General features: G+C 68.1%; 17 protein-coding genes and 3 pseudogenes. 8 read left to right on the forward strand and 12 right to left on the reverse strand.

Annotated features, from left to right (window positions below; translation table 11 throughout):
- Positions 1-279 precede the first annotated feature (279 nt).
- Together JIX55_RS00460 and JIX55_RS00465 are read left to right on the forward strand one after the other, a co-directional pair.
- Positions 280-750 carry a hypothetical protein gene (locus JIX55_RS00460; RefSeq protein ID WP_257561216.1) on the forward strand — a complete coding sequence of 157 codons (471 nt, stop codon included), beginning with the start codon at positions 280-282 and terminating at the stop codon, positions 748-750.
- The gene (locus JIX55_RS00465; protein ID WP_257561217.1) at positions 744-1,136 is read left to right on the forward strand and encodes a hypothetical protein; all 393 of its coding nucleotides are present in this window, start codon (positions 744-746) and stop codon (positions 1,134-1,136) included. The genes JIX55_RS00460 and JIX55_RS00465 overlap by 7 nt, the downstream gene beginning before the upstream one ends.
- A 279-nt stretch (positions 1,137-1,415) precedes the next feature.
- Here the strand turns inward: JIX55_RS00465 and JIX55_RS00475 are convergent, their stop codons facing one another.
- On the reverse strand, positions 1,416-2,048 hold the full coding sequence (locus tag JIX55_RS00475; RefSeq protein ID WP_257561218.1) for a DUF2461 family protein: 633 nt from the start codon (positions 2,046-2,048) through the stop codon (positions 1,416-1,418).
- 259 nt (positions 2,049-2,307) lie between these two features.
- On the opposite strand from JIX55_RS00475, the pseudogene JIX55_RS50745 reads away from it, so the two are divergent.
- From JIX55_RS50745 to istB, 3 genes and pseudogenes are all read left to right on the forward strand, one after another.
- Positions 2,308-2,559, forward strand: a pseudogene (locus JIX55_RS50745) (transposase); the annotation flags it as partial.
- Positions 2,448-3,182 carry a transporter substrate-binding domain-containing protein gene (locus JIX55_RS00485; protein ID WP_306819960.1) on the forward strand — a complete coding sequence of 245 codons (735 nt, stop codon included), beginning with the start codon at positions 2,448-2,450 and terminating at the stop codon, positions 3,180-3,182. The pseudogene JIX55_RS50745 and the gene JIX55_RS00485, both read left to right, overlap by 112 nt.
- A pseudogene (gene istB / locus JIX55_RS00490) lies at positions 3,155-3,792 on the forward strand (IS21-like element helper ATPase IstB); the annotation flags it as partial. The gene JIX55_RS00485 and the pseudogene istB, both read left to right, overlap by 28 nt.
- Here istB and JIX55_RS00495 read toward each other — a convergent pair.
- Complete coding sequence (locus JIX55_RS00495; protein WP_257561219.1) at positions 3,793-4,656, reverse strand: LLM class flavin-dependent oxidoreductase; 864 nt, start codon at positions 4,654-4,656, stop codon at positions 3,793-3,795. It lies immediately after the preceding pseudogene.
- A gap of 357 nt (positions 4,657-5,013) precedes the next feature.
- Here JIX55_RS00495 and JIX55_RS00500 point away from each other — a divergent pair, with 357 nt between their 5' ends.
- Positions 5,014-5,196: a hypothetical protein gene (locus JIX55_RS00500; RefSeq protein ID WP_257561220.1), complete on the forward strand. Its 183-nt coding sequence runs from the start codon at positions 5,014-5,016 to the stop codon at positions 5,194-5,196.
- A gap of 60 nt (positions 5,197-5,256) precedes the next feature.
- Here JIX55_RS00500 and JIX55_RS00505 read toward each other — a convergent pair whose 3' ends face one another.
- Together JIX55_RS00505 and JIX55_RS00510 are read right to left on the reverse strand one after the other, a co-directional pair.
- Positions 5,257-6,237 (reverse strand): NADPH:quinone reductase, encoded by a 981-nt coding sequence (locus JIX55_RS00505; protein WP_257561221.1) that lies wholly within the window; start codon positions 6,235-6,237, stop codon positions 5,257-5,259.
- 22 nt (positions 6,238-6,259) lie between these two features.
- Positions 6,260-6,820, reverse strand: a complete 561-nt coding sequence (locus JIX55_RS00510; protein WP_257561223.1) for a PadR family transcriptional regulator — start codon at positions 6,818-6,820, stop codon at positions 6,260-6,262.
- A 97-nt stretch (positions 6,821-6,917) separates the two neighbouring features.
- Between JIX55_RS00510 and JIX55_RS00515 the strand changes: the two genes are divergently transcribed.
- A complete protein-coding gene (locus JIX55_RS00515) occupies positions 6,918-7,340 on the forward strand; it encodes an ester cyclase (RefSeq protein WP_257561224.1) in 423 nt (140 codons plus the stop codon).
- 397 nt (positions 7,341-7,737) lie between these two features.
- Here JIX55_RS00515 and JIX55_RS00520 read toward each other — a convergent pair whose 3' ends face one another.
- The 5 genes and pseudogenes from JIX55_RS00520 to JIX55_RS00540 form a co-directional block, all read right to left on the reverse strand.
- Complete coding sequence (locus JIX55_RS00520; RefSeq protein WP_306819961.1) at positions 7,738-7,914, reverse strand: DUF6207 family protein; 177 nt, start codon at positions 7,912-7,914, stop codon at positions 7,738-7,740.
- Positions 7,871-8,044 (reverse strand): annotated as a pseudogene (locus tag JIX55_RS00525) (hypothetical protein); the annotation flags it as partial. The gene JIX55_RS00520 and the pseudogene JIX55_RS00525, both read right to left, overlap by 44 nt.
- Positions 8,045-8,242: 198 nt before the next feature.
- Positions 8,243-8,647 (reverse strand): peptidase inhibitor family I36 protein, encoded by a 405-nt coding sequence (locus JIX55_RS00530; RefSeq protein WP_257561225.1) that lies wholly within the window; start codon positions 8,645-8,647, stop codon positions 8,243-8,245.
- Positions 8,648-8,925: 278 nt separating this feature from the next.
- A complete protein-coding gene (locus tag JIX55_RS00535; RefSeq protein WP_257561226.1) occupies positions 8,926-9,171 on the reverse strand; it encodes a hypothetical protein in 246 nt (81 codons plus the stop codon).
- A 31-nt stretch (positions 9,172-9,202) separates the two neighbouring features.
- Entirely contained in the window at positions 9,203-9,715 is a 513-nt protein-coding gene (locus JIX55_RS00540) for a hypothetical protein (RefSeq protein WP_257561227.1), read from the reverse strand.
- A gap of 2,024 nt (positions 9,716-11,739) precedes the next feature.
- On the opposite strand from JIX55_RS00540, the gene JIX55_RS00545 reads away from it, so the two are divergent.
- Positions 11,740-12,306, forward strand: coding sequence for an SMI1/KNR4 family protein (locus JIX55_RS00545; RefSeq protein ID WP_257561228.1), 567 nt, complete (start codon positions 11,740-11,742; stop codon positions 12,304-12,306).
- Positions 12,307-12,807: 501 nt separating this feature from the next.
- Here the strand turns inward: JIX55_RS00545 and JIX55_RS00550 are convergent.
- The 3 genes from JIX55_RS00550 to JIX55_RS00560 form a co-directional block, all read right to left on the reverse strand.
- A complete protein-coding gene (locus JIX55_RS00550) occupies positions 12,808-13,056 on the reverse strand; it encodes a DUF4262 domain-containing protein (protein ID WP_306819962.1) in 249 nt (82 codons plus the stop codon).
- Between the two features lie 183 nt (positions 13,057-13,239).
- Positions 13,240-14,028, reverse strand: coding sequence for a fibronectin type III-like domain-contianing protein (locus tag JIX55_RS51240; RefSeq protein WP_443046312.1), 789 nt, complete (start codon positions 14,026-14,028; stop codon positions 13,240-13,242).
- Positions 14,025-14,315 (reverse strand): glycoside hydrolase family 3 C-terminal domain-containing protein, encoded by a 291-nt coding sequence (locus tag JIX55_RS00560; RefSeq protein WP_257561231.1) that lies wholly within the window; start codon positions 14,313-14,315, stop codon positions 14,025-14,027. The genes JIX55_RS51240 and JIX55_RS00560 overlap by 4 nt, the downstream gene beginning before the upstream one ends.
- Between the last annotated feature and the right edge of the window lie 141 nt (positions 14,316-14,456).

A 14,456-nucleotide genomic window follows, 5' to 3' on the forward strand; every position in this document is an offset into this window, starting at 1 on the left:
ATGCTCACCGGGTTCACGCGCCTGCCCCGGCAGGTGGCTGCGCTGGAAGATGTTCTGCCGCGCCCGCTTCACGATCATCACCCTCGACGGCATCAAGGATGGCCGTACCGAGCCGGTGAACGCCTACCGGTACCTCTCGCCCGGCAGCTTCCTCCTCAGCCCCGAGCGGCTCCAGACGATCATCACCCACCTGACCGGCACCGGCCGGTACGACCGGATCGACGGCCGCGGACGCGTCCCTGTCCGTCCAGGGCGAGCAGCCGATCGAGGTGAGCGACAGTGTCGTTCGTTGACGCCCTCGCATCCGGATTCCAGCACCCCACCGACCCCGGACGACTCCACCTGTTCCGCATCGTCTACGGCACGGTCTGCGCCCTGCGATTCGCCCTCGCCTTAGGCCAGGGCGGATGGGACCGGTTCACCCCCGGCTCACTCAGCACCTATACGGCCGAACAGCGCTTCGGCCCCGTCCGGGCCCGTCTCCTGACTGGCGCCTACCGCCCCGTACTGACCGCCCGCACAGCGGCCGCCGTCGCCCTGGCCGCCGGTCTGGCGCCTCCGGCGGCGCTCGTGATGGTCCTGGCTGGTACCGCGATGGAACTCTGCTACCTCAAGAGCCCCAACGCCGTTCGCTACGCCTTGTTGACCGGGACCTGCCTGTTGGTCGCCGACGACCTCGGTCAAACGGCCTGGGCATCACGCACGGCTCCAGCACGGCCAACACCTGAGCTTTGTGTCTCCTCGTGCTGATCACCACGGATGTCTACTGGAACAGCGCCTGGCACAAACTCCGCTCCCAGCAGTTCCGCACCGGCCTCTACCTGGCCCAATGGGTCCACACCTATACCCAGGTCAAAGATCAGTTGCCCTACCGCGCGCAGCACGCCGTTCCCGGAGTCGTCCGCTGCCGCATGGGCAACCTCGCCGACCGCGATGTCCGACTCTGGCGCCTGGTGGCGGCCACCGTCATCACCGCGGAAATCGACCTGCCGCCCGCCCTGCTCGTCCCGCAGACGATGCCGTACACCATCACCGCCGGCATCACGATGCACATCGCCTTCACGGCCCTGAAGCCCCGCCAGCTCGTCACTTTCTCCAGCCTCACCGTCGGCACCTACACCGCGTTCGCCGCCTGACCCACCCCACCACCGAAACGACACGGCAGCCAACCGAGGGCGTGTCATCGCATTGCGCGCAGGCCTCGCACCGGTCCGCGCCTACATTCCCGAGCTCCTGCAGGATGTGCTCTCCGGCGCCCTAGATCCGGAGCCGGTCTTCGACCGTGCCGTCCCCCTGGCCGAGGTGCCGGACGGTTATCAGGCGATGGACGACCGGTGGTGCGCGTCACCTTTCTGAGCGCGGAGGCCGACGGCACGGGTGTGGTTCCTCCCCTGCCGCACGGCGTCCTCGGAAGGTCAGGCGGCGCGCTTCACGTGGCGGACCAGCCACATCAGCAGGGCGTCCAGGTCGGCGGCAGCCGAAAGGACCCGGTCGACCGCCTCGGGGGTGTGCAACCACTCCTCGCAGCCGAGGGAACGGGAGGCAATCAGCGAACGGTGACACAGCAGGTTCGTACGGGAGTGGTCCGTCGGATAGCCGCGCGGGGAGCGCTTCATCACGTCCCCGGAGATGTCGTAGCCCTTCTTCCGCACATCGTCGACGATGGCGGACAGTTCGCGGCCGCTCCCCTCGGAGGCCACGGCTTTACGGAACATGTCCACCTGGCCGGGATCGGGGTACCACCAGGCGCCCTGGATCCGCAGGCCGTCCAGGTCGAACCGGAGACCGATCTCGATCTTGCGGCCGAGCCGGATCACCGCGCCCTGGTGCTGCCACCACCAGGAGTCGGTGCGGTAGTGCCAGACGGAGAAGTCCTCGTACCGGGGGTCGGTGTCCGCGACCTCGTTCAGCAGGGCGATCATCGGCTGCCGGACCAGGCGTTCACGGTCCGCGCGGTAGCGCTCGCGAGTCGCGTGGGTCGGTTCGCCCTGGAGCTGCCACAACACGTCCATGGCCTGCTCCGGCCAGCCGGTGAACTGTCCGCGCATCCACGCAGAATAGCTCACCCAATAATCGGAAGCGTCGTCAAATTGCCCCTGTCTCACATTCGGTGGTGACGGAGCGTGCCGCTATCTCAGGAGGATGCGGTGGCGAAGGAGGGTGAGAAGCCGTATCTCAACCGATCACGGAACGTGCGGGTCGAACAGGTTTCCCGCCGGGGTGATCTTCCCGTTGTACGCGCATGAAGACGGGGCCTCTCGGTAGCTCGGGGATGCGAATCTGACCGAGCAGCGCCGGGAGGCCCTGGTGTCGTTGTTGTACGCGTCCACACCCGTCCAGTTCAACTCGGCTGCACGATCGTGTGATTGCCTCGCGCACGTGTACGGCAACGCGGCCGACCATCCGGACCGGGAACGCCGGTATCCCTCCGACACGTCGGACGCGGAATGGGCGGCCATCCGGCCTTTGCTGCCTGTGCCGGCCTGGCTCCAGGGCAGAGACGGGCAGCCCGAGGGCTACTGCCACCGCCAGCTGCTGGATGCGATCCGCTACCTGGTCGCGGGCGGAATCTCCTGGCGGGCGATGCCCGCGGACTTCCCCGACTGGGGGACGACATCACGTGGAGGGAGGCTCCCGCCACCGAGCGCACGAGGCTCCTGGTACGCGGCGAGGTCGACTTCATCGTCGCCAGCTATCAGATCACCGACGAGCGGGAAGCAGACGTCGACTTCACCGGCCCCTACCTCTCCGCCCGCCAGGACCTGCTGGTTTGCGCCGATGACCGGGCCCCCGATATGACGGACCTCAACGACATGACGCTGTGCTCGGTCACCGGCAGTACCTCCGCGCAGGTCGTGCAGGAGGACCTGGCACCGGGCGTGGAGCTCACGGAGTGCGCGTCCTACTCGGAATGCCTCACCGCCATGGATAGAGGCCAGGTCGATGCCTTAACCACCGACGACTCCCTCCTCGCCGGATACGCCTCCCAAGGTGGGAATCCCGGTGACTACCGGCTGGCCGGACTGGAACTCAGCACCGAGAACCTGTATGGCGTAGGTGTGCCCCAGGGCGAGACTGAACTGCGCGACGATATCGACGCAGCGATCGACCAGATGATCGCGGACGGCTCCTGGGCGAAGGCCGCTGCTGCCAACAGGACGAGATCAGCCGCCGCGAGATAGTCGCGCTCGAACGCCGCCTGCGCAAGGCCAAGTTCGAGCAGCAGGCCACCTTGGAGGGCATCGACTTCAACGCCTCCCCGAAGCTGCCCGCCGCCCAGATCCGCGACCTTGCGGCCCTGCGCTGGCTCCACTCCGGCGAGTCCGTCATCCTGTTCGGCCCCGTATCGGCGTCGGGAAGACCCACGTCGCCCAGGCCCTCGGCCACCAGACCGTCCGCCAGGGCGCAAACGTCCGCTTCACCAAGACCAGCCGCATCCTCGCCGAGCTCGCCGGCGGCCACGCCGACCGCACCTGGGACAAGCGCATCCGCGAACTCATCCGCCCCGACCTGCTCATCCTCGACGACTTCGCCAGACGCCAAATGACCGCACCCCAGGCCGACGATCTCTACGAACTCGTCTCCGAACGGCAGGGCCGGTCCCTGATCATCACCAGCAACCGGGCACCCAGCGACTGGTATCCCCTCTTCCCCAACCCCGTCGTCGTCGAGTCGCTGCTGGACCGGCTGATCAACGCCGGCCACCAGGTCATCATCAACGGCCCCAGCTACCGGCCCAACAAGCGCCCCAAGGGACCCACCGACAAGCCCGGCACACCCGCGAACGGCTGATCAAACCACCGGCGGCCCTGCCTCGATGCGCTGCAGTACTGGAGGCAGGTGGTCCAGGTCAGGGCCGGTCTGGACCTGTCGCTCGTCCCACCAGGTGGCGCCAGCGTCGTGCAGCGGACCGATCACGTCCCTGGCCTTTGCCGCGTCCGGGGGCGTGGCACCGCCGAGCACGAACTCGAAGGGGTGCTCGGCCCCAGCCGCACGGTGTTTTCGCACATAGCCGACCAGATCCCGCACCTCGGCCACATCCGGCACATGACCATGCCGGGCCGTCTCGAAGAGCGGTACCACACCGTCCCACCGCGCTGCCCGCCGCATGGGCGGGCGACGCGGCCAGAACCCGCCGATCCACACCGGCGGACCGGGCCGCTGCACGGCGGCGGGCAGCAGTGTCACGTCCCGGGCCTCGTAGTGCCGGCCGTGGTGGTTCACCGGCTCGCCGGACCAGAAGCGCCTCAACAGCTCCAGTCCCTCGTCCAGCCGCTCGGCGAGGAGGCGTGGCTCGGCGGCGTCGCCGAAGCTGTGGTATTCGTCCTCGATCGGACCGCCCAGACCTGCCGCAAAGATCACCCGGCCGCCGCTGAGGTAGTCCAGGGTGGCCACCTGGCGAGCGAGTTGCTGCGGACGGTAACGGGGGACCGGCGTCAGCAGGGTGCCCAGCCGGAGCCGGGAAGTCGCCAGCGCGGCCGCGGTCAACAGCATCCACGGGTCTCCGAAGGGGCGCCCCTGGTGTTGTCGATGCAGTACGTGGTCCCAGACGAAGAGCCCGTCCCAGCCGGCCTGTTCGGCCGCAGCCGCCACGGTCGCCACGTTACGAAGGTCCGCGAAGTCACCGAAGTTGGGGATGTTGATGGAGAAGCGCATCCCAGCAGGATGCGCAGCCGGCCGCGAAGGAGCAATCGGTTTCCTGGCCAGGCGGCTTCACAGCGGGCCGGACCGACAAGCGCAGGACTACGCGTGCTCCATCGGAATCCGCGAACCGCAGCTGGACTTCAAGACTGGCCCGTCGGACTCCGCGTCACGATGACCCAACTGCTACGGCCGCCACCTGAGGAATTACGTGACCACAGTCCCTGGGGAATTACGTGACCGTCGGCAACTGGTGGAAGCAGAAGCTGTGGTCTTCGGTCGCGGACTGGACGTGGATCGGCACGGTGCCGTTGACTGAACCAACAACGGAATATTGGCTGGTCAGAGGCCCTGTCTGCTAGCTTCCCGGCCATGCTTGAGACGGATGATGCTGCCCGGGACTCAGCAGGCTTCGTGCTGCCGGAGACTGGCGCACTGATCGAGACGGCGGACCCGCTGGGGCCGTGCGTTCTGCTTGACGCGGAAGGGGCTGTCGTCGCCCCGGCAGAGGAAACCGAAGTGAAGTTATTGATCTCGTTCGTGGTCCACGGCTGACCGCGGATGGTGACAGTTTTGGCAGCCGGGGCCTTACGGGACGCGTCACGCCGATGCAGTTCAGCTGGGGATGGTCACCAGTACGCGACCTCGGCCGCCGGCGTCGACACGGTCGTGGGCTTGGGCGATCTTTTCCAGCGGGTACAGGTCGCCGATGGCGACGGTCAGCATGCCGACCGCGGCTGCGGCGGTGACGTCGCGCACCGCCTGCCGTTTCGCTGCAACGGGGAAGTCGTCGCTGCCGATCATGCGCAGCGTGACGTTGTTGAACAGCAGGGGCCAGAAGGGAAGTCGGGGCCGATCGTCCCTCGTGGCATAGGCAGCGATAACCGCGCCGTTCTCGACGACGGCGTTGTCCAGGTCCGCGTTGTCGGACAGGGCCACTTCGACGATTCGGTGCACCCCGTTGGGAGCGTGCGCGCGGATCGCGGTGACGGGGTCGTCCGCGTCGAGCGCCACGGCGTGGGTGACCACGGCGGGGTCGACGCGGTCCAGGTCGCTGCCGTGCCGCACGGTCCCGATCACCGTCGCGCCGCCCCACCGGGCGAGCTGCGCGGCCAGAGAGCCGACGCCGCCGAGCACCCCGTGCACGAGCACGAGGTGTCCGTCGACGGGGCCGTCACTGAACACGGTGCGGTGGGCGGTGATCCCGGGGATGCCCAGGCTGGCGCCGAGTTCGTCGCTGAGGTGGTCGGGCAGCGGGACGGCCAGATCCGCGGGTACGACAGTGAACTGGGCGGCGGTGCCGGAGGGGCGGTAGGACTGGGCGCCGTACACCCAGACCCGCTGTCCGACGCGGCGGGCGTCGACCCCGTCGCCCACGGCGTCGATGACTCCGGCGGCGTCGCTGTGCGGGATCACCCGCGGGTGCGGCATCGAGGAGCCGAGCCAGCCGCGCCGCTTCTTGGTGTCGCCGGGATTGACGCCCGAAACGTTGACGCGGACGCGGACCTCGCCCGGGCCGGGGGTGGGATCGGGCAGGTCGCCAACGTGCAGGACATCGGCGGCAGGGCCCTGTTCGTCGTACCAGGACGCAAGCATGGATGGGTACCTCCGTGGGCCGTCAGCTTGCAGGTTCGTCGAGCGGGAAGGAAGCGCTCTCGGTGGGCTCGTCGCCATCCAGAACCCTGTGCAGCCAGGCGCGTTCGGCGCTGCTGATGGCGCGGGCGGTGAGCAGCATGCCGCGCCGGTAGGGGTCCGGGACCTCCTCGGCTCGCAGCGGCCTGTCACCGGAGTAGAAGAAACTCGCCGGTTCCTCCAGGAACTCCAGCCGTCTGCGCAGCACCGCGTGCTGTTCGGACACGTCGGGCAGGTGGGAGAGGAACGCCAGGACGGTGAAGAAGCGGGTGAAGTCGGTGATCTCGTGGTCGGCCGGCTTGCGCAGCCGATTCAGCAGCTCAGTGCGCCCGGCGTCGGTCAGGCTCAGTACGTACCGCGCTGCGCCCGCACCCGGGTCGGCGCACCGCTCCAGCAGGCCCGCCTTGGCGAGGCGGTTGATCGCCGGATACAGGCTGCCGTCGCTGACCGGCCGCGTGTACCCGGTCAACTGTGAGACCCGGCGGCGTAGCTCGTGTCCGGGCAGGGAGCCCTCGGCCAGGAAGCCCAGTATCGCTAGTTCCAGCATGCCCCCAGTATCCCACAATCACATCGAATCGATGCATACATCGATTCGATGTTAGCGTGGAGGCCGGATCGCCACCGACCACCCTGAAAGGTAGAGAATGATGCCGCCGGAATCTGTCGAGTCAGTAATGAACCGCTTCGTCGAGTTCATCAACACGGCCAACGAGGACCTTGCCCGCGAGGTCATTTCTCCCAACGCAGTGTTTCACGCACCGAGTCACCCGGAACCGCTTCGAGGCCCCGAGGGCTACATGGAAGTCATCGGGATGATGCGCAGCGGACTCCCGGACGTCCAGTGGACCCTGGAAGAGATGGTCAGGGAAGGCGACACGGTGGCTGCGCGGTTCACCATGCGCGGCACGCACGAGGGCGAGTTCTTCGGGATCCCTGCGAGCGGCAACAAAGTCTCGGTGCAGGCCATGAACTTCTACTACCTGGCCGACGGCCGGATCGTCGGCGAGCGAGGCCAGCCCGACCTCCTCGGAGTCATGCAGCAGATCGGTGCCGTACCGGCGCCGTGAAGCAGGTGTGGAGCGCATACCTTCGGCGCGGCTGCCTGCCTCGGAAGGAGGGAGGGAGGGTTCCCGTTGGGTGGCAAGCAATCGCCTCCGGCGGCGACCAGGCCGACATGGTCGATGTCTTCCAGCATGCTCGGGTGGTGGTGAGCAGCGCCGCTCGTGCAGCTCAGCTGCTAGTTCAGAGAAGTGACCAGCCCAAAACTGATCGCATCCGACCACACGGTTCGGGGCACAGCACACCTCCGTGACAGCCCCGAGACCACCAGCGTACGAGCGGACATGCCCGGCGACAGCGCGAAGGCGTCGCCAGGCAGCCGCCCGCGCTCACGCCCGAGGGCGGGGGCCCGCCTCGACCTCGGTCTGCCAGGCAGCCCCGGCGCTGCCGTCAGCGAGTTCCTGCTTAAGGTCGTGCGTACCGGCGCAGCCGGACGCCGGGCTGCCCGGGGCCCCGGGTCGTACGGTCGGTGGTGGCGGTCGTCCAACCGTTCGGCGATCGCGGCCTGGAGGGCGAGCGCGGTCGCGTCGCCGGCGGCGGCGATCTCCACGACCACCAGGCCGGGCCGTGCCACATGTGCATCCTGGATCGGCTCCCTACCCAGGACGACGACCGGTGTCGTCGGCGAGTTCGCCCAGCGCTGTGTCTTCACCCGACCGAGTACAGCCTTCCCTCTTCGGGTTGCCGCCGGTGGTGAACGGGCGTGCGACATAGGCGCGACGCAGGGGGCGAGTCTGGATGTCTGACCAACGGGAACTATGAGCCGACCGGGCACTGGCGACCGGTATCCGCCGCCCACCACGGACCTTATGTCCGATCTCCTCCGGCTCTGTGGCGCGGCCACCGATCACCCGCGCGACGACGCCGACCATCGGGACCTCGCCGCGCGGCTGTTCGCCCTCGATGAGGACTAGGCGGGCCAGGGACAACTCCAGTAATTGGAGGCGATGTCGTTGTAGAAGACGCTGTTCACGCTCAGTTCGGGGATGGCGTCTCCGCGGTCGATCGTCATCGAGTAGCCACTGCGGTTCTTGCCCGTGTAGATGGCGACGTCGCAGTCGTTGCCGTTGTTGTAGAGCGACTTCACGTTGTTGAACGCGTAGTAGATCGTCAGGTCGTTGTTGTTTCCGTAGACCTTGCCCATGGTGCCGCGGTAGTCGGGCTGGGTCCAGACGCACAGTGCGCCCGCCGGGCAGTCGGACTTGGCCGCGTGGGCCGGTGCCGCCCCGAGGGTGACTCCCGTGCCCGCGAGGAGCACGGTGCTGGCGGCAGCAGCGGCCGCCTTGATACGGGTACTCCTGAACAGATTCGTCATGGGCGAAGTCTGAAGAGAACCAGCCCGTACGCGTACCTCGAACGTTGGAGGTTGACTCCGGGTACCGGGCCGCCTCCGGTCCCGGCCTGGGGCTCCGGTTTGCGAGAGGCGACCGGCTGTAGCAGCGATCAGGTCCTGTACCCGGTCAGGTTCGCCGACGGAACAGGCCGCGAAGCCTGCCGGGCGGCCCGTGTCTGCTCAACTTTCCAGTGTCGGCGGCCGCGGCTCCCTCCGCGTCCAGATAGGGCCGCGGCCACGTCAGGAACCGGGGAGCCTGGTCAGCGGTGGCGGAGTTCCTCAACCCAGGTCCGGAGCTGGTCTTCGAGGATCAGGTTGCCGCCGCGGGCCACTGTCTGGAGCAGCTGGGCGCACACGGTCGCTTCGGCGGCGAGGCCGGCCAGGCTGCCCAGGACGGGAAAGGTGGTGCGGATGCGGGGAGCGGTGTCCGGCTGGAGCAGTGTGCAGGCGTAGAACGTGGCGGCGTCGAACCCCTCAGGGGCTCGGCCCCATACCTCCCAGTCCAAGATCCGCAGAGGCGCGCAGAGGTTCGCCCAGTCAGCATGGGCTGTGGTCCAGCAGTGCGCGGCCGGGGCCGGGATGCCGAGGAACTCGAGGATGGCCCGGTCCATGTACTGCTGCCGTACGGCGATCCGGTCGGTGTCGGCCCGGCGACACCTTCTCCAGCACTCCGGCGATGTCGGCCCACCAGAAGTCCGGCAGCTGCAGGTCGTGTTGGAGGATCGGATCGTCGGACAGGACCGGCTGGTCGAGGCGGGCCGACAGTTCCGCGCGGTAGGTGGTTCCGTCGTCGACGGCGTCGTGCGCACCCAGGAGGGCGGGCCGGTGGCCGTCGAGGTCACCGAAGGCGCGCTGTGCGTCCAGTGCGCCTTCCCAGAGATTCCCCGACGCCTTGGCCTCCGGGGCGGACACCAGCCCCAGCCACGCCGGGGCGCCGGCGGCGGTGCGGGCCGGGGCACCCAAGGTGCGTCCTGCCCAGCCCCAGAACTCCCCGCCCTGCTCGGTCAGGATGTCCAGGGCCGTCGCGGCGCGGGCGTGGTGGGAACGCATGCGCTGTTCGGTGTCCGGATCAGGCGGAGGCGGGTACACCAGTGATCTCCCTCAACTTGGCGGCGGCCAGGGAGGGTTGAGCGACTGCGTCGGCCTCCTCCCTCCAGTGTGGCGCACTGGAGGCCGCGATGAGGACGTCCGTCACTCCTGGGCATGACGCGACCGCGAGGACGCACGCCTGTGCGGGGTTCGGCTGGCGAAGAACTTCCGGTTCGCCGACCTCCTCGCAAAGCGGGGCGCCACACCGGTCCTCGCCCAGGCCAAGGGCACGACGACCGGCGAGGGTAAGTTCGGGGCCGTTGCCGAACCCGCACGAGCCCTGCATGCCCTCGCCCGAGCCATCGTGAAGCCCACGCGGTCCTAGCCCTGGTCCGGCCGGCGCCGGGCGGACCGGACATCCGATTCGGATCCGCTGAGGACCCGGCCGCACTCGCCGACCAGCGCATCGCCGACTACCCCGGCACACTCCGCTTCCACCTCTTCCTCAACGACTTCGAGCACACCGCGGAGGACCTCCAGGAACTCTGCCCTGACTGCTGGAACGGCTCACCGACCGAAATGGGATGCATTGGGTGACGAAAAGTCAGACGCTGATGATTTCCCACGATCGCGGTGATCGTTTCCCAGCTCGCTGGTCCTGCCGTTCCCAGCCAGTCCAACGGTGCTGGGCCTGAGCCGATGCCGGTCTTCGGCTGCATCCGAGCGCCGAGTTGTAACCCACAGGGTGAACGAGGGCTGCGCAGGATCGGCAGGGTTCCGCTTTCCTGTGCACGGTGTGTGCCCTGAAGCAGCCTGATGTGACGGGCGTGAGTCGGTGGTTGAGAGGCGGGGGCACCGATGATGAATGGACCGTCAGCTGCTGAAGGCGGCCGCTACGAGGTTCCCGCGTGAACGATGTGTCGGGTCAGCTCGTAGTGGGCTCACACAACACGGTGACCTACAACGAGGGTGCGCCAGGCGCCAACTCCCGTCGTTGAAGAGCAACTCGCCGAATTCCACGTGGAGTTAACACGTCTGCGGTCGGTGATCGCGGAGCTCGACGAGGGGAACGGCGGGGCGGAAGAACGGCCGGCCGAGCTGGAGGAGACCGTCACTTCCGCAGAGCCGGACGTCTCCGTCATGGTCTATGTCGGGAGGACGGCATCCTCGCCTACCTCACGCACGAGGACGGCATCCGGCAGCTGGTCACCGGCAAGAGACTGGCGGCGGCCGCCGCGTTCGCCGCCGCGGCGGAGATCTGGCAGCGACTCGGCGACAGTGACCACGCCGGTGCCGCCGAGGAGGCGGGCGAGCTGTGCGGCCCCGACGCCACCTCACCTTCACAGCCCGGCACACAGGACGGCACTGGTTCCGCCGACCCGTCAGCCTCCACCGAACCGCCTGTGGTCTCCTCCGCAGGCCCGGACGGGGCCTCGTCCGCCGGTCAGGACGCAGGGGGCTCAGCCGGCCCCGGCCCGGATGCGGCCCCGGACCCGACCAGCGGCCTGGCTTCGGCACCGCCCGTGGATCCCGGAACAGTCGCGGTCGCCGCCCTGAGCAACAACACCAACAGCAAGATCAAGACGACATGTTGATGATCTGCAAGCCCTTAGTCGGCAAACATCGAGGTAGGCGACCTGATGTGACTGAGCGAGTAATTGATCCCACCGGCCAAGTACGCGCTCATCGGCTACCCGACGGACGTGGCCCGGACGTCGTTCAGCGGCCCCTCAATATTGGCCACCTGGCCCCACCCGCTTGACCGGCTGCGCGTGACGTCTCGAAGCGGCCCCACTCCCGCTCGCCTGCAGGGACGACCGTGCGGTGGGGCCGGCGCGGACCGTCATCGAACGCCTGTCGGTGCCAGCGATGGCCAATTCGGTGGGGCCGATTGCCGACGTCAAAGCCCGACGGACGCCCGCTCCCGGCGTCCCGAGGTCTTCACTCCAGCGAGCGGCTACCTGGGCCTGAGCCGATGCCGGTCTTCGGCTGCCCTGCCTGCCCCGCCCATGGGCGCCGGCCGGGGATTCAGTAGCGTCCTTTCCATGAACGCCCTCGATGCCCTCGTCCGCCTCTGTCCGCCGCCCGCCAATCCTTTGCCCGCGGTGGACTGGGCGCAGGCCGAACGCGCCCTCGGTGCGGCTCTGCCCGCCGACTACAAGCAGCTCGTCGAGACATACGGCGACGGCGTCTTCGACGAGACGATCTGGCTGCTCGTCCCCGGCTCCGCCTACGACAAATGCAACCTGCACGCGCAGACGACAGAACGGGACGGGGTCCTGGCCGGACTGTGGGAGGTGGGCGAGGAGAAGCCCGCCGGCCTGCTGGAGGCGGGGGCGCGGATCCTGCCGTGGGCATTCGAGGGGCTCACGGGGGCGTTCCTTTACTGGCTGGTACGGCCCGGTCAGCAGCCCGACGAGTGGACCGTGCTCTACAACGAGGGGCAGGGCCCGCTGTGGGAGCCCCACGACATGGGGTGCCTCGCCTTCCTGCTGGAGGTGCTCACAGGAACAGCGGAAACGGAGTACTTCGGCTACCTCTACGAGGTGCTGCAGCCGACGGAGCACCGCTTCGCGACGGCCGACCAGATCCTCGGAACGTCCGGGCAGTGACGCCGCCGGCCGCTCTCGACGCCCTGGTCCGCCCGCTGCCCGCCTGTCGACCCGCCACCGGTCAAGGACCGGACGCGAAGGAAGCCGGCTTCCGGCTGCCGGGCGACTACAAGCGGCTTTGTGACGTGTACGGGCCGGGCGGTTTCGATGCCTTCATCAGGGTGCGGGCGTCCGGGCGGAGCCAGTGGCTGATGTCGACCGCGAGTACCAGGCGCCCATCGCCAGCCTGCGGCATGGGCAGAGACGCAGTCGATGCCAGCAACTACCCAGTCTCACCGGCTTCGCACTCCACCTGCTCCGGGACCTCGACGCTATGAAAACCGGGCTCACCCTGGACTGGAGCTCGGGCAGCATCGAGGGGAGCCGTGAACCGCATCAAGAAGATCAAGAGGCAGCTCTACGGTCGAGCCGGATTCGAACTGCTCCGCAAAATGATTTTGCTCCGGTAGCTCCTCGCGACGGTGTTGGTCTGTCGCCGGTCGGCACGTTCGAAGTCAGAGTTCAGTCGTCCAGATCCGACAGGGTGCTCACTCGGCAGTAGCCACCCAGTCGTCCAGATCCGACAGGGTGCTCACTCGGCAGTAGCCACAGCTGAGGCTGTGACGCCCGATGCCCCTCCTCAGCCTGTTCCTCCCAAAGAAAGCAGCCATCCACGTCAGGCCACGCAACTTGCAACACGGGAAAAGGAGGCCGCCGATAGAACCCAATGGCCCGGCGTCGACGCCTCCGGCCGGTGGCGCCACCCCGCACGCCGGCACCGCGCCCCCGCCCCGACCTCTCCCCCGCCGACCTCCCCCGCGCTCAGGCACCTGTTGTGCAGGGGCAGAGGGCGACCAAAAGACTTCAGGGTGAGAGTGCCTGTGGCGGTGATCGTCTGGCTGGGAGCATGTCTCAGTAACGGTCAACTGGGCAACCGGGCAACTGCCATGACCGTCACGGTCCGTGTCCTGGCTTGACGGGTCGAGCTTGGCGCGCTGCTCCATGTCGTCCGGGAGTCCGTCGCCGTCGGTGTCCTGCGTCGGCCGCGCCCCGCCCTTCGCGAAGGTCGCCCACGCGGGCGTGTGCGCCGCCGTCTCTCCGTCCTGCGCGCGATACCAGAGGGGCGAGGTCGTACCCGGCTCGATCAACTTGTCCGCCGGGTCGTTCTGAATCGTCGTGCGCATGCCCTGCCGGGCGTCGAGCTTCGCCGACTCGGTCGCCGTGATCCTGTCCGGCGACTCGAACGACAGCGACCAGCCGTTGATGTCGTCCTTGGAGACGTTCTTGATCTGCAGCTGCGCGATGTAGGAGCCCTCCGGCAGCTTGTCGCGGAACGTCCGGGGCACCTTGCTCCACTGCGGATCGTCCGCCGCGTGCTGCTGGTAGGACAGGATGATCCTTCCGGGCTCGACGCGCCGCCGGAGGTCCCGTCCGGTGAAGCTGGCCATATCCGCGTGGACCGCGAACTCCACGACCCCCGGTCTCACCGGCGGCGAGGTCGACACGGGTGAAACCGATCAGCTGGCGGACGGGGCGGGTGACCGAGGCGACCGGGTCGGTGAGATACAGCTGAGCCACCGAAGTGCCCGCCCTGGGACCGGTGTGGGAGACCACCGCCCGGACCGTGACCTTGCCGTCGACGGGGATGCCGTCCTCGTCCGCCTCTATCCCCTCGATGACGAAGTCGGTGTACGACAGCCCGTGCCCGAAAGGGAAAGCGGGTATGGGGTCGATGTTGCTCACGCCGTCGCTCCTGAGGCGAGCGGCGGCACCAGGTAGGTTCCCGGCTGACCGGCCAGGTCGCCCGGGATCTGCACGGGCAGGCGTCCCGAAGGATGGATCCGCCCGGACAGGACACCGGCGATCGCCGCCGCGCCTTCGTCGCCGGGGAAGAACGCCTGCACGGTCGCGTCGGCCCTTCGCACATGTCGGCAGATGGCATACGGGCGGCCCGACGACAGTCCTTGCCCACGTTGGGCACCTGATCCACAACACGTGGCGTCGGAACCGCAGGGCACGATCCGGACCATTCACGGGCCGGCAATCCGCCCCGCCTCCTTCCCCACTGGGCGCTATTACCGCTGGTCAGCAGCGCACAGGGGATGCACGACGAGCAGACGAAGAACGTTCTTGTTTCATACAGTCCGAAGAAACCTGGGTTCTTCTAGAGC

Origin of the sequence: Streptomyces sp. DSM 40750 (genome assembly GCF_024612035.1) — a bacterium.
Lineage (GTDB): Bacteria > Actinomycetota > Actinomycetes > Streptomycetales > Streptomycetaceae > Streptomyces.